Genomic DNA, 19857 nt, shown 5'->3' on the forward strand with positions numbered 1-19857 from the left:
CGTCGGCTTCGCCGACACCTCCCCCTGAGGGGGAGGATCTACAGATCCAGGTCCGCCGCCGCGAACTCGGCGTTTTCCTGGATGAAGCGGAAGCGCAGCTCGGGCTTGCGGCCCATCAGGGTCTCGACCAGGCTTTCGACCGCCTCTTCCGAGCGCGGCAGGGTCACGCGGGCCAGGGTGCGCTTCTTGGGGTCCATGGTGGTCTCCTTCAGCTGGGAGGCCATCATCTCGCCCAGGCCCTTGAAGCGGCCGATCTCGGGCTTCTTGCCCTTGAACACCGTGGCCAGCAGCTCGTCCTTGTGGGCGTCGTCGCGGGCGTATTCGCTCTTGCCGCCGTGGCTGATGCGATAGAGCGGCGGCAAGGCCAGATAGAGGTGACCCTGGCGGATCACGTCCGGCATGGTCCGGTAGAAGAAGGTGATCAGCAGGGAGGCGATGTGGGCGCCGTCGACGTCGGCGTCGGTCATGATGATGATCCGCTCGTAGCGCAGATCCTCTTCGCGGTACTTGCTGCCGCCCTGCGCCCCCAGGGCCAGCATCAGGTCCGACAGCTCCTTGTTGGCGGTGAACTTCTCGCCACTGGCCGAGGCGACGTTGAGGATCTTGCCGCGCAGGGGGAGGATGGCCTGGTACTTGCGGTCGCGGGCCTGTTTGGCCGAGCCGCCGGCGCTGTCGCCCTCGACGATGAAGAGCTCGGCGCCGTCCACGGCCCCGCCGGCGCAGTCGGCCAGCTTGCCGGGCAGGCGCAGCTTGCGGGTCGCCGAGGCGCGGGAGACTTCCTTGTCCTTGCGGCGCTTGAGGCGCTCCTCGGCCCGCTCGATGACGAATTCGAGCAGGGCCTGGGCGTTCTTCGGGCTGGACGACAGCCACAGGTCGAACGGGTCGCGCAGGGCCGCCTCGACGAAGCGCTGGGCCTCGGTGGTCGAGAGCTTTTCCTTGGTCTGGCCCTGGAACTCGGGGTTCTTGATGAACACCGAGATCAGGGCGCCGGCCTGGGCGACGACGTCGTCGGCGGTGATGATCGTCCCGCGCTTCTCGCCCTTGAGCTCGGCATAGGCCTTGAGGCCACGGGTCAGGGCGGCGCGGAAGCCGCTCTCGTGGGTGCCGCCCTCGGGCGTCGGGACGGTGTTGCAGTACGACTGCATGAAGCCGTCGTGCTCTCCGAAGCCCTGGGGCGTCCAGGTCACGGCCCACTCGACCGCGCCGGCCTCGCCCTGGCGCTCGATGCGGCCGGCGAAGCTTTCGGGCGTGATGGTGGTCAGGCCCTTGGTCCGCTCCGCCAGGAAGTCGGCCAGGCCGTTGGGGAAGTGGAACGTGGCCTCGGGCGGGGTCTGGTCGTGGATGCGGGCGGGATCACAGGACCATTTGATCTGCACGCCGCGGAACAGATAGGCCTTGGAGCGGGCCATGCGGTACAGGCGCGCGGGCTTGAACGCCACGCCCTCGCCGAAGATCTCGTCGTCGGGCTTGAAGCGCACCATGGTGCCCTTCTTCTTCGACGGCGCGACCTGCTGGATCGGGCCCAGAGGCTTGCCGCGGGCGAAGACTTGGCAGTGCTCGAAGCCGTCGCGCCAGACGGTGACCTCGACCCGTTCGGACAGGGCGTTGACGACGCTGGCGCCGACGCCGTGCAGGCCGCCGGAGGTCTCGTAGGCCTTGCCCGTGAACTTACCGCCGGCGTGCAGGATGGTCATGATGACCTCCAGCGCCGACTTGCCGGGGTACTTGGGGTGCGGGTCGACGGGCATGCCGCGCCCGTCGTCCTTGACCGACAGGAAGCCGTCGGCGTCGAGCTTGACCTCGATGGTCTTGGCGAAGCCGGCCACGGCCTCGTCCATCGAGTTGTCGAGGACTTCGGCGAACAGGTGGTGCAGCGCTCGCTCGTCGGTGCCGCCGATGTACATGCCGGGGCGCTTGCGGACGGGCTCCAGCCCCTCCAGCACCTCGATGTCGGCGGCGGAGTATTCGCCGGGCTTGGGGGGCGGCGCGGCCTTGGCCGAGGACGGCGGCGGCGGCGGGATCGGACGCGGCGTCGGCTCGACATGCGGCTCGACGCTGGCCTTGAACGGCGCGGCCGGAACCGGCGCGAGCGCGTCGTCGTCGCCAAACAGGGAGGGGGTCTTATCGGAAGAGGACATCAGCGGAAGTCTAGGCGATTCGAACGCGGGGGCCTCGTATGGGCCGCGTGACCGCCGCTGAAAAGAGAAAGTTGGGAGCGCCGTGCGTCGTCCTCGCCCTTCGAGTTAGCTCAGGGTGAGGCCGATTTCAGACGGCGATCCAAGGAGACCTCACCCTGAGCTTGTCGAAGGGCGAGGTCTCCAGGCTCCGCGCCCTACCGGTACGCCGGCGGATAGCCGCTCTGGTCGCTGGCCACGTAGCGGGCCTTCAGCTGGTCCTGGCGGCTGTCCTTGGGCTGCTCGACGCCGCCGACGAAGACGCTGGTCGGCCAGCTGGTGGTCTCCAGCGGATCGCCGTTCCAGACCACCACGTCGGCGACCTTGCCGACCTCGAGCGAGCCGAGCTTGTCGGCCTGGCCCCAGATCTTGGCCGGGACCAGGGTCACGGCGGCGAGCGCGGCCGGGTAGGGCAGGCCGTTGGCCACGGCGAGGCCCGCGTTCAGGCGCTCCTGGCGCAGGTTGTTGAAGTCCCGCGCCCCGTTGATCGCCACCGACACCCCGGCGGCGTTCAGGCGGGCGGCGTTGTCGAGCCGCGAGCCCAGGGTCTCGAAGCTGCCCGGCAGGTCGTCCTGCGGATCGACGATGACGGGAACCCCGGCCTTGGCGATCTCGGCCGCGACCAGCCAGCCTTCCTCGACGCCCTCGAGGATGACCTTGATCTTCTGCTCGGCCGCCAGCTTGAGCGCCTGGCGGATGTCGGCGGCGCGGGAGACGCGGATCAGCAGCGGGGTCTTGCCCTGCACGACCGGGATCAGCGCCTGCAGGTCGAGGCGCGAGAGCCCGAAGTCGCGGGTCGCGCCCTGCTCGTAGGCCGCCCGGCGGGCGGCGAAGGCGCGGGCGTCCTCGAGCGCCGAGCGGATCAGGACGAGATCGGCGCCGCGAGAGCCGCCGGCCGCCCGCGCGCCGCTCTCGCCCAGCGAGACCGTCACGGCCAGCTTGGAGGCCTCGACGATGTCGGTGGCGCCGGCCTTGAGGCGGATGAAGGCCGCCTGGCCGCCGAACAGCGGCGGGTCGCCGTCGCCGCTCTTGCCGGCGGTCATCTCCTCGACCACGCCGTCGTCGGCATGGTCGCCAGCGCCGCCGCCATTGCCGCTGAGCACCGGCGTCACGGCCGAGCTCGTGACCCCGCCGTCCCGGGCCAGGCCCAGGAAGGTCGAGGCCGGGTTGATCGCGTAGCTGATGTCGAAGGCGGCGCTGAGCGCGCTGCCGGTGCCGTCATCGCGGGTCTCGCGCACGCCGCTCACCTCGGCCGCGCCGAGGTTCGAGGACGGGGCGATCAGGCCCGGGGTGACGACGCCGCCCTTGGCGTCGACGACGCGGGCTCCGGCGGGAACCGGAACGTTCGCGCCGACGGCGGCGATCTTGCCGTCCTTGATCACCAGGGTCCCCGCCGGGATGGCGGCGCTGGAGATCGGCTCGAGACGGGCGTTGACGATGGCCACCGTCTCGGCGGCGGCCGGAAGGGCCAGCGCGCAGGCGGCGCTGGCGAGAAGCAGTGACCGGATCATCAGTTGAACGCTCCCTGGCCGGGTTGGCCGAGCTCGAAATCGGACTTGGGCTGGAAGCGCGCGTCCTTGCGATCATAGATCAGCGCGCCGTCGATGAAGACCTTCTCGGCCTGGGCGTAGACGCTGAACGGGTCGTGGTTCCAGATCACCAGGTCGGCGGCCTTGCCGGGCTCGATCGAGCCGGTCTTGTCGCCGATGCCCATGGCCTTGGCCGGATTGGCCGTGATCCACTTGATCGCCTCGGCGCGCGGAATGACGATGCCCAGCTTGGCGCCGGCCGTCATGGCCAGGGCCGCTTCCTGGTTCAGGCGCTGGGTGATGATCGCGTCGTCGGAGTGGATCACGACGCAGGCGCCGTTCTTCCACAGGATCGCCGCGTTGGCGTCGATGCCGTCGAAGCTTTCCATCTTGAAGCCGGTCCACGAGGCCCAGGTGGCCGAGCAGATGCCTTCCTTGGCCAGCAGGGGCGCGATCTTGTAGCTCTCGATCGCGTGGTGGAACATCGTGATCTTGTAGCCAAACTCCTTGGCGATATCGATCATCGTGGCCTCTTCGTCGGCCCGGTAGCAGTGGTTCTGCACCAGGATCTCGCCCTTCAGCACGCCGGCCAGAGTCTCCATCTGCAGGTCGCGCTTGGGCGGATCGGCCTTCTCGCCCTTCTGCTGCTTGGCGCGGAAGTCGTCCCAGCGGCGGGCGTAGTCGGCCGCGTCGATCCAGGCCTTGCGATAGCCGTAGACATTGCCCATCGCCGTCGAGGGCGAACGGCCCTTACCGCCATAGACGCGCTTGGGGTTCTCGCCGCAGGCCATCTTCAGGCCGTAGGGGGCGTCCGGGAACTTCATGCCCTGGGTGGTGAGCGACGGCACGTTCTTCAGCGTCACCGAACGGCCGCCGAAAAGGTTGGCCGAGCCGGGGAGGATCTGCAGCGTGGTGACGCCGCCGGCGCGGGCGCGGTTGAAGCCCGGATCCTGCGGCCAGACGGAATGTTCGGCCCAGACCTGGGCGGTGTTGGGGTCGGTGGCCTCGTTGCCGTCGGAGCGCGCCGAGACACCGGGCGAGGGATAGACGCCGAGGTGGCTGTGGGCGTCGATGACGCCGGGGGTCAGCCACTTGCCGGTCGCGTCGACCTTGACGACGTCGCCTGGGATCGCGGTGTCGGGGCCGCCGACGGCGACGATCTTGCCGCCCGAGACGACGACCACGCCGTTCTCGATCTGCTGGCCCGTGGCGGTCAGCACCGTGGCGCCGACGAAGGCGGTGGGGCGCGAGGGGAACGGCTTGTAGGTCGACGGGAAGCCCGTCGAGCCCTGACCGTCCAGACCCTTGGGCAGCGGCTTGATCTCCGCCTTCTCGACGGGCTTGCCGTCCTTCTTTTGCGCCGCCGCCGCCGGCTTGGCGGGACCCCCGGTCCCGGTCGTCGCGCAGGCCGTAAGCCCCAGCGCGAGCAGGCTCGCGGCCAAAGCCGCGCTACGCCATCTGATCATGAACAACCCCGACTCTCGAAGAGGCCGGAAGGACAGACCAAAAGACCCCGCTGATCAAGGTCGCTGAGCGGTGGTTGTCACGCTCCTGACAAAAAATGGGCTGGGCTGGCGCTTCTCGCGCCGCCGCCTGTCCCCTTGGCCCGCTGACGGAACGCGCCGTGACGACGGCGCCTGGCGCCGGCCAGGGATTGACGACCTAGCGGCCAAGGAAAAGGCCGCGGATCGCTCCGCGGCCTTCCCGAGTTTTCCAGGACCGATGGACCTTAGAACTTGGCGTCGAGCGAGACGCCGATGACGCGGGGCTCGTTGACGAACGCCGTCAGGTTGTTGAAGTCGATCGCACCCTTGATGTTGTTCTCGTTGGTGATGTTGCGGGCGAACGCCGCCACTTCCCAACCACCGGCCTTGTTGGCGTAGCCGACCTTCAGGCCGCCCTCGAAGTCGCCGTCGGTGTAGAACTCCTTCGACTGATACAGGAACAGGTTGGTGTAGCCCTGCACCTTCCAGTCGGTGAAGGCGAAGAACTCGCCCGACGACACCGGGTAGGAATAGCGGGCGGTGAAGTCGAAGGTGTAGCGCGGGGCGTTCGGGAACGGGTTGCCGTTCACGAGCGCCAGCTTGGCGGCGTTCAGCGGATCGGTGACCGTGCAGGCCGCGCACGGCGCGACGGCCAGCGTGCTGTCCTTGATCTCGGTGTGGGCGTAGCTGTAGCCGGCCGTCAGCACCAGGGTCGGCAGGACGACGAATTCGCCGTCCAGTTCCAGGCCATAGGCCTCGCCCTTCTTGGCGTTGATCAGACGGTTCGAGTTCGAGCCGCCGCCGACGGCGCTGAATTGCGGGTCGGTGATCTCATAGGCGAAGACCGCGCCGTTCAGGCGAACGCGGCGATCCATCAGCTCGCTCTTCAGGCCCAGTTCGTAAGACATGATCGTCTCCGACTTGGCGGCCGAGGCCGGCGAGAAGAAGGCGATGTCGCGACCCTGGATCGACGGACCGCGGAAGCCCGAGGCGACCTTGGCGTAAACGCTGACGTCCTCCTGCAGCTTGTAGAAGGCCGACAGGTCCCAGCTGACCTTGGAGGCCGAGACCGAGACCGGCGCGGCCGCGTTGCCCGACAGAACCTTCAGGTCCTTGTCGTCATTGGTGTAGCGCAGGCCGCCCGTCAGGGTCAGGGCGTCGGTGGCCTTGTACGAGGCCTGACCGAAGACCGCCCACGACTCGTTCTTCTGCTGCAGGGTGGTGGGGGCGGTGAAGAATGGATCGGTGCGGATGGCGTACTTGGTGTCGAAGTAGAAGCCGCCGACCTGCCAGCTCAGCGGACCGTCGGTGTCGCTGGCCAGCCGCACTTCTTGCGTCCACTGGAAGAGGTTCTTGATGCCGTCCTGCGTGTCCGACTGGAACGGGATGAAGCCCGGGCCCGTCGGATTGCCGCCGTCGATGTCGCCGCGGCTATAGCCGTGGGTGTTTTCGTAGGCGGTGATCGAGGTCAGCTTGGCGCCGCCCAGGTCGTACTGGATGTTGGCCGAGGCGCCGTAGCCCTTGTAGGCCTGCGGGTTGTTGGCGCCGCCGTCATAGGCGACCTTGTCGCGCACGTAGTTGGCGTTGAGCGTGTTGAAGCCCTTGGTCAGCACGTTGGCGCGGAACACCGCGGCGGTGCCGTCGAGGTCGCGAGCGTGGACGTTGAACAGGGCCGACAGCTTCTCGGTCGGCGTGAACAGCACCTGCAGGCGGCCCGCGCGCTCTTCGAAGCCGCCCAGGGCCTTTTCCTTCTTGGTGTAGGTGTTGTCGATCCAGTCGTCACGGTGCTGGTAAAGCACCGAGGCGCGCACCGCGAGCTTGTCCTTGACCAGGGCGCCGCCGATGCCGCCGTCGAAGGTGAAGGTGTTGTAGCTGCCGTAGGTGGCCGTCGCGCGGCCCTTCAGTTCCTCGCTCGGCTTGATCGTGTCGAACTTGACGATGCCGGCGGTGGTGTTGCGGCCGAACAGCGTGCCTTGCGGGCCGCGCAGCACTTCGACGTGGTCGAGGTCGTAGATCGGCGAGCTCTTCAGGACGACGTTCTCGAGAACGACTTCGTCCTGGATGATCGACACCGGCTGCGAGGCGGCCAGGTCGAAGTCGGCGTTGCCGAGGCCGCGGATATAGAAGCGCGGCGCGACGCGGCCGTTCGAGGATTCGGCGTAGAGGCCGGGCGTCTTGGCCGACAGGGCCAGGATGTCCTCGCCGGCGGCGAAGGTCGATTGCAGCTTCTCGCCGCTGATCGCGGCCACCGAGACCGGCACGTCCTGCAGGTTCTCGCTACGCTTCTGGGCGGTGATGATGACTTCGCCGACCTTGGTGTCCTGAGCGAACGCGGCCGGCGCGGCCGTCAGAGCGGCGGCCAGGGCGGTCAGACCGCAGGACACCGCGAGCGCGCGGCGAAGAGAGCGTTGGGGGTGCATGGAGACGTCCTGTGCTGATGCGACGCCGGTCCGCCGACTCTCACTGGGGCGTTAACGGCGCTTCTACCGCGCTGCGATAAGCGAAACCGTGGCGCCTGCGATATCGCCTTCGCCGCAATTTCGGCCCGATCGCGCCGATTGCGTCGGTTCTGTTGCGAAGTTGCGACAATTTTGTTCAGAGGCGCCCAGCAAGTAAGAAACCATTCCACTCGCTGAGGTCGATCGTCCCGCCCGACAATAAGAAAGGGCCGGAGATCGCTCTCCGGCCCTTCGTCAGTCGCTAGGCCCTGGGGCGCTTAGCACTTGTAGTACATGTCGAACTCGACCGGGTGCGGGTGCAGTTGCAGGCGCATCACCTCTTCCATCTTCAGCTCGATGTAGCTGTCGATGAAGTCGTCGTCCATGACGCCGCCGGCCTTCAGGAAGGCGCGGTCCTTGTCCAGGTTCTCCAGGGCTTCGCGGAGCGAGCCGCAGACTTCCGGGATCTTCTTCTGCTCGCGCGGCGGCAGGTCGTAGAGGTTCTTGTCGGCCGGGGCGCCCGGGTCGATCTTGTTGATGATGCCGTCGAGGCCGGCCATCAGCAGGGCGACGAAGGTCAGGTACGGGTTGCCCATCGGGTCGGGGAAGCGGGCTTCCAGGCGCTTGGCCTTGGGCGAGTCGACGTGCGGGATGCGGATCGAGGCCGAGCGGTTGCGCGAGCTGTAGGCCAGCTTCACCGGGGCTTCGTAGCCGGGCACCAGGCGCTTGTACGAGTTCGTCGTCGAGTTCGAGAACGCGTTGATCGCCTTGGCGTGCTTGATGATGCCGCCGATGTACCACAGGCATTCCTGCGACAGGCCGGCGTACTTGTCGCCGGCGAACAGCGGCTTGCCGTCCTGCCAGATCGACTGGTGCACGTGCATGCCCGAGCCGTTGTCGGCGAACATCGGCTTGGCCATGAAGGTGGCCGTCTTGCCGTAGGCGGCCGCGACGTTGTGGATGACGTACTTATAGAGCTGCATCCGGTCGGCCATGGTGACCATGGTGTCGAACTTCAGGCCAAGCTCGTGCTGGGCGGGGGCCACTTCGTGGTGGTGCTTTTCCGGCTTCATGCCCAGCTCGCCCATGACGGCCAGCATCTCGCCGCGCAGGTCCTGGCAGCTGTCGACCGGGTTGACCGGGAAGTAGCCGCCCTTCGGGCCCGGGCGGTGACCCATGTTGCCTTCCGGATATTCCTTGCCCGAGTTCACCGGCAGTTCGGTGGAGTCATACGAGTAGCCGGTGTTGTTCGGCGCGGTCGACCAGCGCACGTCGTCGAAGATGAAGAACTCGGCTTCCGGGCCGAAATAGACGGTGTCGCCCACGCCGGCCGACTTCAGATAGTTCAGCGCGGCCTTGGCGATCGAGCGCGGGTCGCGGTTGTAGGGAGTGCCCGTGTCGGGGTTCACGACGTCGCAGAACAGGGCCAGCGTCGTCTGCTGGTAGAACGGGTCGATGATGGCGCTCGACAGGTCGGGGCGCAGCTTCATGTCCGACTCGTTGATGGCCTTCCAGCCGGCGATCGACGAGCCGTCGAACATGGTGCCGTCATTGAGGAAGTCGTCGTCGACCAGATCGATGTCGAAGGTGACGTGCTGCATCTTGCCGCGCACGTCGGTGAAGCGGACGTCGACATACTTGACGTCCTTTTCCTTGATCAGGTTCAGGATGTCCTTGGCGGTGCTCATTCCGTATCCCCTTCTTGAGCGCTATCGAGTGTTGCCGGCCCGGCTCTAGACCGCGGCCGGGCCGTTCTCTCCGGTTCGGATGCGGATCACTTCCGCGATCTCCGAGACGAAAATCTTGCCGTCGCCGATGCGGCCGGTCCGGGCGGCGCGGGTAATGGCCTCCAGCGCGGGTTCCAGTTGGCTGTCCTCGACGACGACCTCAACCTTGATCTTGGGCAGGAAGTCGACGACGTACTCCGCGCCGCGATAGAGTTCGGTGTGGCCTTTCTGGCGGCCGTAGCCCTTGGCTTCGAGCACGGTCATGCCTTGGACGCCCATGTCCTGCAGGGCTTCCTTCACCTCATCCAGCTTGAACGGCTTGATGACGGCTTCGATCTTCTTCATCGGTTCCACTTTCGGGCCCGCCGGCGGCGAACCGCCTTTCTGAGGGTCGCAACCATCACGACGTCCAAGGCCTAGCAAGCGAGGGTGGGCCACATTGATGGCGGTTCCACGACGGCGCGACCATGTGGTGAAAATATAGGCGCCTAAAGCTCTTAGATTGGGCAATTGCCGAAACGGCCGCAAACGGCCTTGCGAGGCGCGGTTTCGCGTCTACGATCGCGCCCAACGATCGTTTGAATGGGGGCGGAGATGCGGGACGACACGCCGGTTTTGATCGGCGCGGGCCAATTTACGTATCGGGGCGCCGCGGAAACTTCGTTCTCTCCGCTGCAACTGCTGAAACTTGCGGCGGAACGCGCGGTTCTCGATGCGGGGCTGAAAGGGTCGGTTCTTGCCGATCTCGACGCCTTGGCGGTCGTGGCGTTCAGCATCGACGCGCCGGGCGGTCTTTCCAAGCTGCCGCTGCCGCGCCTCGCCGACCCGCCGGCCTCGCTGGCGCGGGCCTTGTCGGCGTCGCCGCGCTGGAGCGTCTACACCGAGACCGGCGGCAACAGCCCGCAGCAGGCGGTGAACGTCGTCTGCGAGCGGATCGCCAGCGGCGAGTCCGATCTGGCGCTGGTCGGCGGGGCGGAATTCCTGGGTTCGCTGATGAAGCGGATGAAGGGCGGGCTCGGCTTCGATGGCTGGGGCGATGATCTCGACAGCCGCCCTGATCGGATCGGCGATCCGCGCCCGGGCGTGACGGCTCAGGAGGCCGCCCACGGCCTGGGCTATCCGGTCAACACCTATCCCTTGTTCGAGAACGCGCTGCGGGCGCGCGACGGGCGATCGATCGAGGCGCACCAGCGCCAACTCGGCGCGCTGTTCGCGCCGTTCACCAAGGTCGCCGCAGCCAATCCGCACGCCTGGTTCCCGGTCGAGCGTTCGGCCGAGGAACTGGTGACGGTCACCGATCGCAATCGGATGGTCGGGTTCCCGTATCCGAAGTATCTGAACGCGATCATGGAGGTCGACCAGTCGGCGGCCGTGCTGATCGCCAGCGTGCGAAAGGCCCGCGAACTGGGCGTGCCTCAGGAGCGTTGGGTGTTCCTGCACGGCTGCGCCGACGCCTCGGACCTCTGGTATCCGCTGGAACGGCAGGACTACCACTCCAGCCCCGCCATGCGACTGACCGGCGAGCGGGCGCTGGCCATGGCCGGGATCGGCGTTGATGATCTCGCCCTGATCGACCTCTATTCGTGCTTTCCCTCGGCCGTACAAATCGGGGCCGAGGCGCTGGGTCTCGCGCTCGACGATCCGCGCGGGCTGACGATCACCGGCGGCCTGCCGTACTTCGGCGGACCCGGCAACAACTACGCCCTGCACGCCATCGCCGAGATGGTGACGCGCCTGCGCGAGCGTCCCGGCGCCTATGGCCTCGCCACGGCCAATGGCTGGTTCCTGACCAAGCAGTCGGTCGGGATCTATTCGACCCGTCCGGTCGAGGGGAAATGGGAGCGCGAGGCGCCCTCGGTGATTCAGGCCCAGATCGACGCTCTGCCGCATCCGGAAATCATCGAGAAGCCAGAGGGCGCGGCGACGATCGAGACCTACACCGTCGTCCACGGCCGGGAAGGCGTGCGCATGGGCATCGTCATCGGCCGCGACGGGCAGGGCCGCCGGTTTGTCGCGCGGACGCCCGATGACCCGGCCGTGCTGCGGGACCTCGAAAGTCGCGAAGGGGTCGGCCGAACTGGCGTGGTCGGTCCGCACCCGGACGGGGTCCGCAACCTCTTCACGCCGGATTGAAAGCCATGAACCTCGTTCACGTGATCCGCCACGGAAAGCCCGCCGCCACCTGGGGCGGGGACGACGAGGACCCCGGACTCGATCCGCTCGGGATCGAGCAGGCGGAGGCGGTCGCCCAAGAGATCCTGGCCTTGCCCCGGCGGCCGGTCCGCGTCGTGTCCTCGCCGCTTCGCCGCTGCCGGGAAACGGCCGAGCCCCTGGCGCGCGCGCTGGGCCTCGAGCTCGTCATCGATCCCCGCGTCGGCGAAATCCCAACCCCCGCCGCCTTGTCCCAAGCCGAACGGCCAGCCTGGCTGAGGCAAGCGTTCGCGGGTCGCTGGGACCAGATCCAGGGCGATCTCGACTATGTCGGCTGGACGCAAGCCGTGGCGGCGGCGCTGCGCGAGCACGCCGGGGCGGCGGTGTTCAGCCACTTCGTCGCGCTGAACGCGGCGGTCGGCGTCGCCACCGGCCAGGCCGAGGTCATGGCCTTCCGGCCCGACCATTGCTCGCGGACCGTGTTCGAGATCAAGGACGATCGCTTGATCCTGGTGGAGAAAGGGCGCGAAGCTTCCAGCCAGGTGCTTTGAAGGAGTCGGCGTGGCGCGAGAGATTCTGTCCGTCGCCGAGATGGCCGCGGCCGACCGCGCCGCGGTGGCGCGCGGGACGCCGACGACGGTTCTGATGGAGCGCGCCGGAGAGGCCGTCGCCGACGCGCTCCGCGCTCGCTACGCCCGCTGTCCGGTCGTGGTCTGGTGCGGTCCCGGCGACAATGGCGGCGACGGCTATGTGGCCGCGCGCCACCTTCGCCGACGCGGCTGGCCGGTGGTCGTCGAAGCGGCCTATCCGCCGGCGAGCGACGCCGCGCGCTGGGCGGCCGGGCGCTGGAAGGGGGAGACACGGGCGCTCTCGACCGAGCTCGCGCCCGGAACGCTCTATATCGACGCGCTGTTCGGCGCCGGGTTGTCGCGCCCGCTGGAGGGAAGGGTCGCCGATCTGGCGCGCGCGGCGCGGGGCCGGGCGCCGACCCTGATCGCCATCGACACGCCCTCCGGAATCCATGGCGACAGCGGCAAGGCGCTGGGCGACTTGAGCTTCCAAGCCGCGCTGACCGTGACCTTCCACCGCCGCAAGCCCGCTCATGTCCTGACCGAGGGGCGGCGGGCCTGCGGAGAGATCCTGGTCGCCGATATCGGGCTTGAGCCAAGCCAGGGCGTTGGCCTGTTCGAGAACGACCCCGCGCTCTGGGCCGCGCGCTTCCCGTGGCCGGCGCTCGACGCGCACAAGCACACCCGGGGGCGGCTGAAGGTGGTCAGCGGCGAGGCCTGGAGCACGGGCGCGGCCCGCCTCTCGGCGCGTGGGGCGCTACGGATGGGGGCGGGGGCGGTGACCCTGCTGTCGCCCCCCGGCGCCTTGGCGGTCAACGCCGCCCATCTCGAGGCGGTGATGCTGGCGCCGTTCGACTCGGACGCCGATCTGGCGGCCCTCGCCGAGGACGCCGACGCCGTGATCATCGGTCCGGCGGCCGGGGTGGGGGAGGCGACCGCCCGGAACCTGCAGGCCCTGGCCCACACGGGCGCGGCCCTCGTCGTCGACGCCGACGCCCTGACCAGCTTCCGTCACGACCCCGAGACGCTGTTCGCCTGCCTCGACCGCGACGACGTGCTGACACCGCATCCGGGCGAGTTCGAACGGATCTTTCCGGGTCTTCTGGCCCGATCGCCCGAGCGCATCGCCGCGACGCGCGAGGCGGCTCGACAAGCGGGAGCGGTGGTGCTGCTGAAGGGGCCCGACACCGTGGTGGCCGCGCCCGACGGCCGGGCGGCGGTCTCGCTGAACGGCGCGCCCTGGTTGGCCACGGCCGGCTCGGGCGACGTGCTGGCGGGCTTCATCGGCGGCCTGATCGCCCAGGGCATGGATAGTTTCGAAGCGGCCTGCGCCGGCGCCTGGATCCACGCCGAGGCCGGCGCACGGCACGGTCCCGGCCTGATCGCCGAGGACCTGCCCGGACTGGCCCCGCCGATCCTCGCCGAACTTTACGCGCGACGCTGACGGACTTGCGCGCCGGCCGCCGAGCCCGTAAGCCCGGACCCGCGCGGATGTGGCGAAACTGGTAGACGCACTGGATTTAGGTTCCAGCGCCGCGAGGCGTGGAGGTTCGAGTCCTCTCATCCGCACCACTCTTCTCGCCGGGGCTTGAAAAGGGCCCGGAGAGTTTTATCGCCGCCGCTCTTGGATGCTCACGCACGTCGTGACATAAGGGCGCTCTTTCGCCGCCCCGGTCCTCGCGGGCGGCGTCGATCTTTTGGACCCCAAGGGCGGTGCTCGGGCGCGCGGCGACCCGGACCCGAGAAATAAGAATGTCGATGCAGATCGTTGAAAAGTCGGGCGAAGGCCTCAGCCGCGTTTTTGGCGTCACGGTGCCCGCCAGTGAGCTCGCCACGCGCCTGGACGCGCGGATCGCCGAAGTCGCCCCGCAGATGAACGTGAAGGGCTTCCGTCCGGGCAAGGTGCCGACGGCCCACGTGCGCCGCATGTACGGCAAGGCCCTGATGGGCGAGGTCATCGAGCAGGCGCTGAACGAGACCACCACCAAGGTGCTCGAGGACAACAAGCTGCGTCCCGCCGGCCAGCCCGAGCTGAACCCGTCGTCGGACATGGAAAAGGTCATCGCCGGCGGCGAGGACCTGGCCTTCGACCTGGCCGTCGAGGTCATGCCGGAATTCGAGCCGATCGACCCGGCCACCATCGAGCTGACCAAGCCGGTCTATAAGGTCACCGACGCGGAAGTCGACGAGGCCCTGGACGAACTGGCCAAGCAGGCCCGCACCTACGAGCCGCGCACGGGCAAGAGCCTGAAGGCCAAGGACGGCGACCAGCTGCTGATCGACTTCGTCGGCACGATCGACGGCGTCGAGTTCGCCGGCGGCAAGGCCGAAGGCGCCGAGCTGGTTCTGGGTTCGGGCCAATTCATCCCCGGCTTCGAGGACCAGCTGGTCGGCGCCAAGCCGGGCGACGACGTCGTCGTGAAGGTCAAGTTCCCGGAGGACTACCAGGCCAAGGATCTGGCCGGTAAGGACGCCGAGTTCGCCACCAAGGTGCACGAAGTCCGCGCCCCGGTCGACGGCAAGGCCGACGACGAACTGGCCAAGCGCCTGGGCCTGTCGGACCTGGCGGCCCTGAAGGACCTGCTGCGTTCGAACCTGGCCGGTCGCTACGACAACAGCTCGCGCTTCAAGCTCAAGCGCGCCCTGCTGGACGTGCTGGACACCAAACACGACTTCCCGCTGCCGCCGCGCATGGTCGACGCCGAGTTCGCCGGCATCTGGCAGCAGGTCGAGGCAGACAAGGCTCGCGGCGGCCTGCCGCCGGAAGACGCCGAGAAGTCGGAAGACCAGCTGAAGGACGAGTACCGCAAGATCGCCGAGCGCCGCGTGCGCCTGGGTCTGGTGCTCGCCGAGATCGGCCGCAAGAACGACGTGGTCGTCACCGACCAGGAACTGACCGACGCCATCATGCGCGAAGCCCGCCAATACGGCGCGCAAGCCCAGCAGGTGTTCGACATGTATCGCCAGCGCGCCGACCTGCAGGCGGCCCTGCGCGCCCCGATCTACGAGGACAAGGTTGTCGACCTGATCTTCGGCAAGGCCAAGGTCGAGGAAAAGGAAGTCTCCAAGGACGAGCTCCTGGAGGAAGACGACCTGCCGGAAGGTTACGGCGGCTAAGGGCTCGCCCAGAGCGAAGCGATCAAGGCGCGGCTCGCGAGAGCCGCGCCTTTTTCATGGGCGCGCGATCGGCGGCGCTCCTTGCATCCTGTTAAGCCCGACGCGATATGCCAGAGCGACGCCGCGCGCCGACCGATTCGGCATCGCGCCGCAAGACACACGAAGAAGGGCGATCCCCATGATGTACGATCCGGTTTCGACGGCGATGAATCTGGTGCCGATGGTGGTCGAGCAGACCAGCCGCGGCGAGCGGGCCTTTGACATCTTCTCCCGCCTGCTGAAGGAACGGATCATCTTCCTGACCGGACCGGTCGAGGACGGCATGGCCAGCCTGATCTGCGCCCAGCTTCTCTTCCTGGAGTCGGAGAACCCCAAGAAGGAGATCGCCATGTACATCAACTCGCCGGGCGGCGTGGTGACGTCGGGCCTCGCGATCTACGACACCATGCAATACATCAAGAGCCCGGTGTCGACCGTGTGCATGGGCATGGCCGCCTCGATGGGCAGCCTGCTGCTGGCCGCCGGCGCCGCCGGCCAGCGGATCAGCCTGCCGAACGCCCGCATCATGGTGCACCAGCCGTCGGGCGGCTTCCGCGGTCAGGCCTCGGATATCGAGCGCCACGCCGAGGACATCATCAAGACCAAGCGTCGCCTGAACGAGATCTACGTCAAGCACTGCGGCCGCACGTATGAGGAGGTCGAGCGCACGCTGGACCGCGACCACTTCATGAGCGCCGACGAAGCCAAGGCCTGGGGCCTGGTCGATCACGTCTACGACACCCGCGAAGCCGCGGAGGCGGGCGCCTAAGCTTAGGTCGCTCGCGCGGGATAGAGCCGCCGGCCCTCGGGTCGGCGGCTTTTTTCTTGGTCGCGGCCCCGCGACAAATCCGCTCAGGTCGCCGGCCGGCCTCGGAAGACGCGGTAGCCCTTCTCGTCGGCGATCGCGAGCATGTCGGTGTCGCCGGAGGTGTCTCCGTAGGCGGCGGTAAGCCGCACATCGGGTCCAAACACCTCGCGCAGCCGCGCGACTTTCTCCTTGGCCCGGCAGTTGTTGCCATCCAGCCCGCCCAGGATGCGCCCATCCTCCGAACACATCAGCCGGGTGCCGATCAGCAGGTCGGCGCCGAGGCCCCTGGCGAACGGCGCGACGGTGACCTCGGGCGAGGCCGTCACGATGACCAGCTTGGCGCCCTTGGCGCGCCAGCTCCTCCAGACCGCCAGCGCGTCGGGGCGGAGCAGGGACGGGGCGAAGGCCTCGGCGAAGGCCCGCGCGTCGGTCTCGATCTGCGAGACCGTGGCGCCCTTCAGGAACTCCTGAACCGCCGCCGCCTTCAGCTTGGCGCGATTGCGGTCGAAGACATAGGCGATCAGCGACGGCGTGAGGCGAATGACGCCCCGCGTCCATTTGCCGCCGGCGCGCCATTTCAGAAACGCGTTGAAGCTGTCCTTGACGGTCAGGGTGCCGTCGAAGTCGAAGGCGACCAGCGCGCGCTCATGGCCCATCTCGCCGGTCATCGGGCGCGAGGCGCTCAGCCCCTTGGCCATCCACGAACGCTTGCCCATAACCCTTCCCACACGGCGCGCCAGCGCGCTCGGCCCTCACGAATCCCCTCTCCGTAATAAGGCGTTCCACCGGACGCGGTAAGGGCCAAGACGCCCAACGCTTGCGCCGAGGCGGCAATCGCCCAATTTAGATGACGAGGCCATGACACGATCCGGCCGGTTCGCGCGTTTGACGCTCGAAAGAGGCCGCCAAGGCTTGTGAACCGAGCCCGGATCGGGGAATGTCAAGGATTAGACAACTCCCGGCGTATAACCTGCCTTCTTCGGTGGCGGCGTATGCGCTCGGAGGGGCGCTTCGGCGTAAGCCGTAAGTCGCCATAGTGTGAGAAGCGATCATGACGAAAGCCGCGAGCGGCGACACCAAGAGCACTCTCTACTGTTCTTTCTGCGGAAAGAGCCAACACGAGGTGCGCAAGCTCATCGCGGGACCGACGGTGTTCATTTGCGATGAATGCGTCGAGCTCTGCATGGATATCATTCGCGAAGAGCACAAGATCGCTTTCGTGAAATCCAAGGACGGCGTGCCCACGCCGCGCGAGATCTGCGAAGTTCTGGACGATTACGTGATCGGCCAAGGCCACGCCAAGAAGGTGCTCGCCGTCGCCGTCCACAATCACTACAAGCGCCTGAACCACGCCTCGAAGAACAACGACGTCGAGCTGGCCAAGTCGAACATCCTGCTGGTCGGTCCGACCGGCACGGGTAAGACCCTGCTGGCCCAGACCCTGGCCCGAATCATCGACGTGCCGTTCACGATGGCCGACGCCACGACCCTGACCGAAGCCGGTTATGTCGGCGAGGACGTCGAGAACATCGTGCTGAAGCTGCTGCAAGCGGCCGACTACAATGTCGAGCGCGCTCAGCGCGGCATCGTCTATATCGACGAAATCGACAAGATCAGCCGCAAGTCGGACAATCCGTCGATCACCCGCGACGTGTCGGGCGAAGGCGTCCAGCAGGCTCTTCTGAAGATCATGGAAGGCACCGTCGCCTCCGTGCCGCCGCAAGGCGGCCGCAAGCATCCGCAGCAGGAGTTCCTGCAGGTCGACACGACGAACATCCTGTTCATCTGCGGCGGCGCCTTCGCCGGGCTCGAGAAGATCATCTCGGCGCGCGGCGCGGCCAAGTCGATCGGCTTCGGCGCCAAGGTGACCGATCCGGAAGAGCGCCGGACCGGCGAGATCCTGCGCAATGTCGAGCCCGACGACCTGCAGCGCTTCGGCCTGATCCCGGAATTCATCGGCCGTCTGCCGGTGGTCGCGACCCTGGAGGACCTCGACGAGGCCGCCCTGGTCAAGATCCTGACCGAGCCGAAGAACGCCTTCGTCAAGCAGTACCAGCGCCTGTTCGAGATGGAGAACATCGGCCTGACCTTCACCGAGGACGCGCTGCACGGCGTGGCCAAGAAGGCGATCGCCCGCAAGACCGGCGCGCGCGGTCTGCGGTCGATCATGGAAGGCATCCTGCTGGAGACCATGTTCGAACTGCCCAGCTACGAGGGCGTCGAGGAAGTGGTGGTCAACGCCGAGGTCGTCGAAGGCCGGGCCCAGCCGCTGCTGATCTATGCCGAGAAGAAGGGCGGCGCCGCTTCGGCCTAAGGCCCGGGAGGCGAGACCACGAACCGAGGCGCGGCCCCTGTCGGCGGGCGCGCCTTTTTCGTGGATAAGCCTCTCGGCGCGACGGTTGACCGAGCGGTGAGGCCTGGGCGCCACGCCAAGCTTGAGCGAAGGCCGTGCGGGCATGGCCGCCGATCCGGGCGAATATGCCCCGGGACGGCGCTGGGGCGGCAATGGATGTTGCAGCTTGGCCGCGACGCCGCGACCTGTCGCCGCTGAAAGGCGAGCGCGCTTGAACCGTGTTGTAAAACGTCCACATAAATAACGACCATTCCGCCCAGTCCCGGGCGGACGGGCCGTTCGACTCAGGCGCATCGTCTGACGTTACGGCGGCCCGCGTGGCCAGGCGCCTTCTTGGGCCTCGGCCGGGAGTATTGAGAACATGTCCGAACTACGTACGCTTCCTGTCTTGCCGCTGCGGGATATCGTTGTGTTCCCGCACATGGTGGTGCCGCTTTTCGTGGGCCGCGATAAATCCGTGCGCGCGCTCGAAGAGGTGATGCGCGGCGACAAGCAGATCCTGCTGGTGACGCAGAAGAACTCGGCCGACGATGATCCGGCGCCGGGCGACATCTTCGACGTCGGCGTCCTGGCCACCGTTCTTCAGCTGCTCAAGCTGCCTGACGGCACCGTCAAGGTGCTGGTCGAAGGCAAGGGCCGCGCGGCCGTCGTCAAGTTCACCGATCAGGAGTCGTTCTACGAAGCCCAGATCGGCGAGGTCAGCGAGGACGAAGGCGCCGGTCCCGAGGCCGAGGCCCTGTCGCGCGCGGTCGTCGAGCAATTCGAAAACTACGTGAAGCTGAACAAGAAGGTGCCGCCGGAGGCCCTGGCGTCGATCCCGCAGATCGCCGAACCGGGCAAGCTGGCCGACAGCATCGCCGCGCACCTGTCGGTGAAGATCGGCGACAAGCAGCACCTGCTGGAAATCTTCGACGTCGTGAAGCGCCTGGAGAAGGTCTTCGCCCTGATGGAGGGCGAGATCTCGGTGCTGCAGGTCGAGAAGAAGATCCGCTCGCGCGTGAAGCGCCAGATGGAGAAGACCCAGCGCGAGTACTATCTGAACGAACAGATGAAGGCGATCCAGCGCGAGCTGGGCGACCCCGACGACTCGCGCGACGAACTGATCGACCTCGAAAAGCGCATCAAGAAGACCAAGCTCTCCAAGGAGGCCCGGACCAAGGCCGAGGGCGAGCTGAAGAAGTTGCGCAACATGAGCCCGATGTCGGCCGAGAGCACCGTCGTCCGGAACTATCTGGACTGGCTGCTGTCGATCCCGTGGGGCAAGGCCAAGACCAAGAAGATCGACCTCGTGGAGAGCGAAGGCATCCTCGACGCCGACCACTACGGTCTGGAGAAGGTCAAGGAGCGCATCCTCGAGTACCTGGCCGTCCAGGCGCGCACCAACTCGCTGAAGGGGCCGATCCTGTGCCTCGTCGGCCCTCCGGGCGTCGGCAAGACCTCGCTGGGCAAGTCGATCGCCAAGGCGACC

At 67.4% G+C, this 19857-nt stretch carries 14 protein-coding genes and 1 tRNA gene; 8 read left to right on the forward strand and 7 right to left on the reverse strand.

Translation table 11 applies throughout. The annotated features are described in order from the left end of the window. Nucleotides 1-38: 38 nt before the first annotated feature. The 6 genes from parE to Q0V34_RS18845 all read right to left on the reverse strand — a co-directional run bounded on the left by parE (nt 39) and on the right by Q0V34_RS18845 (nt 9697). On the reverse strand, nt 39-2138 hold the full coding sequence (gene parE / locus Q0V34_RS18820; RefSeq protein WP_297515272.1) for a DNA topoisomerase IV subunit B: 2100 nt from the start codon (nt 2136-2138) through the stop codon (nt 39-41). Nucleotides 2139-2332: 194 nt separating this feature from the next. Then, complete coding sequence (locus Q0V34_RS18825) at nt 2333-3685, reverse strand: amidohydrolase family protein (RefSeq protein ID WP_297515276.1); 1353 nt, start codon at nt 3683-3685, stop codon at nt 2333-2335. Continuing rightward, complete coding sequence (locus Q0V34_RS18830) at nt 3685-5169, reverse strand: amidohydrolase (protein ID WP_297515278.1); 1485 nt, start codon at nt 5167-5169, stop codon at nt 3685-3687. Before Q0V34_RS18830 ends, Q0V34_RS18825 begins: the two co-directional genes overlap by 1 nt. 263 nt (nt 5170-5432) lie before the next feature. After that, nucleotides 5433-7607, reverse strand: coding sequence for a TonB-dependent receptor (locus tag Q0V34_RS18835; protein WP_297515280.1), 2175 nt, complete (start codon nt 7605-7607; stop codon nt 5433-5435). Nucleotides 7608-7903: 296 nt separating this feature from the next. Further along, the gene (gene glnA / locus Q0V34_RS18840) at nt 7904-9313 is read right to left on the reverse strand and encodes a type I glutamate--ammonia ligase (RefSeq protein ID WP_297515283.1); all 1410 of its coding nucleotides are present in this window, start codon (nt 9311-9313) and stop codon (nt 7904-7906) included. Between the two features lie 45 nt (nt 9314-9358). Continuing rightward, nucleotides 9359-9697, reverse strand: coding sequence for a P-II family nitrogen regulator (locus tag Q0V34_RS18845; RefSeq protein ID WP_010919834.1), 339 nt, complete (start codon nt 9695-9697; stop codon nt 9359-9361). 237 nt (nt 9698-9934) lie between these two features. Here Q0V34_RS18845 and Q0V34_RS18850 point away from each other — a divergent pair, with 237 nt between their 5' ends. The 6 genes from Q0V34_RS18850 to Q0V34_RS18875 all read left to right on the forward strand — a co-directional run bounded on the left by Q0V34_RS18850 (nt 9935) and on the right by Q0V34_RS18875 (nt 15997). Further along, on the forward strand, nt 9935-11485 hold the full coding sequence (locus tag Q0V34_RS18850; protein WP_297515285.1) for an acetyl-CoA acetyltransferase: 1551 nt from the start codon (nt 9935-9937) through the stop codon (nt 11483-11485). 5 nt (nt 11486-11490) lie between these two features. Continuing rightward, nucleotides 11491-12054, forward strand: a complete 564-nt coding sequence (locus tag Q0V34_RS18855) for a histidine phosphatase family protein (RefSeq protein ID WP_297515288.1) — start codon at nt 11491-11493, stop codon at nt 12052-12054. Nucleotides 12055-12064: 10 nt separating this feature from the next. Then, a complete protein-coding gene (locus Q0V34_RS18860; RefSeq protein WP_297515292.1) occupies nt 12065-13516 on the forward strand; it encodes an NAD(P)H-hydrate dehydratase in 1452 nt (483 codons plus the stop codon). Between the two features lie 43 nt (nt 13517-13559). Then, nucleotides 13560-13644, forward strand: a tRNA-Leu gene (locus tag Q0V34_RS18865). Nucleotides 13645-13830: 186 nt separating this feature from the next. Further along, entirely contained in the window at nt 13831-15189 is a 1359-nt protein-coding gene (gene tig, locus Q0V34_RS18870; RefSeq protein ID WP_297515295.1) for a trigger factor, read from the forward strand. A gap of 181 nt (nt 15190-15370) precedes the next feature. Next, nucleotides 15371-15997: an ATP-dependent Clp protease proteolytic subunit gene (locus tag Q0V34_RS18875; RefSeq protein ID WP_297515305.1), complete on the forward strand. Its 627-nt coding sequence runs from the start codon at nt 15371-15373 to the stop codon at nt 15995-15997. 83 nt (nt 15998-16080) lie between these two features. On the opposite strand, the gene Q0V34_RS18880 is transcribed toward Q0V34_RS18875, so the two are convergent. Next, nucleotides 16081-16752, reverse strand: coding sequence for an HAD-IB family hydrolase (locus Q0V34_RS18880; RefSeq protein ID WP_297515297.1), 672 nt, complete (start codon nt 16750-16752; stop codon nt 16081-16083). A 335-nt stretch (nt 16753-17087) separates the two neighbouring features. On the opposite strand from Q0V34_RS18880, the gene clpX reads away from it, so the two are divergent. Continuing rightward, complete coding sequence (gene clpX / locus Q0V34_RS18885; RefSeq protein WP_297515299.1) at nt 17088-18350, forward strand: ATP-dependent protease ATP-binding subunit ClpX; 1263 nt, start codon at nt 17088-17090, stop codon at nt 18348-18350. Between the two features lie 400 nt (nt 18351-18750). Further along, nucleotides 18751-19857, forward strand: a 1107-nt coding sequence (locus tag Q0V34_RS18890; protein ID WP_297515302.1) for an LON peptidase substrate-binding domain-containing protein, incomplete at its 3' end; no start/stop codon positions are given.

The organism is uncultured Caulobacter sp., assembly GCF_947036865.1.
GTDB lineage: Bacteria > Pseudomonadota > Alphaproteobacteria > Caulobacterales > Caulobacteraceae > Caulobacter.

Coding starts and splice junctions, on each gene's coding strand:
- tig (WP_297515295.1), top strand. CDS start 13,831: ATGCAGATCGTTGAAAAGTCGGGCGAAGGCCTCAGCCGCGTTTTTGGC.
- clpX (WP_297515299.1), top strand. CDS start 17,088: ATGACGAAAGCCGCGAGCGGCGACACCAAGAGCACTCTCTACTGTTCT.
- Q0V34_RS18875 (WP_297515305.1), top strand. CDS start 15,371: ATGTACGATCCGGTTTCGACGGCGATGAATCTGGTGCCGATGGTGGTC.
- Q0V34_RS18830 (WP_297515278.1), bottom strand. CDS start 5,169: ATGATCAGATGGCGTAGCGCGGCTTTGGCCGCGAGCCTGCTCGCGCTG.
- Q0V34_RS18845 (WP_010919834.1), bottom strand. CDS start 9,697: ATGAAGAAGATCGAAGCCGTCATCAAGCCGTTCAAGCTGGATGAGGTG.
- parE (WP_297515272.1), bottom strand. CDS start 2,138: ATGTCCTCTTCCGATAAGACCCCCTCCCTGTTTGGCGACGACGACGCG.
- Q0V34_RS18850 (WP_297515285.1), top strand. CDS start 9,935: ATGGGGGCGGAGATGCGGGACGACACGCCGGTTTTGATCGGCGCGGGC.
- Q0V34_RS18835 (WP_297515280.1), bottom strand. CDS start 7,607: ATGCACCCCCAACGCTCTCTTCGCCGCGCGCTCGCGGTGTCCTGCGGT.
- Q0V34_RS18880 (WP_297515297.1), bottom strand. CDS start 16,752: ATGGGCAAGCGTTCGTGGATGGCCAAGGGGCTGAGCGCCTCGCGCCCG.
- Q0V34_RS18825 (WP_297515276.1), bottom strand. CDS start 3,685: ATGATCCGGTCACTGCTTCTCGCCAGCGCCGCCTGCGCGCTGGCCCTT.
- glnA (WP_297515283.1), bottom strand. CDS start 9,313: ATGAGCACCGCCAAGGACATCCTGAACCTGATCAAGGAAAAGGACGTC.
- Q0V34_RS18855 (WP_297515288.1), top strand. CDS start 11,491: ATGAACCTCGTTCACGTGATCCGCCACGGAAAGCCCGCCGCCACCTGG.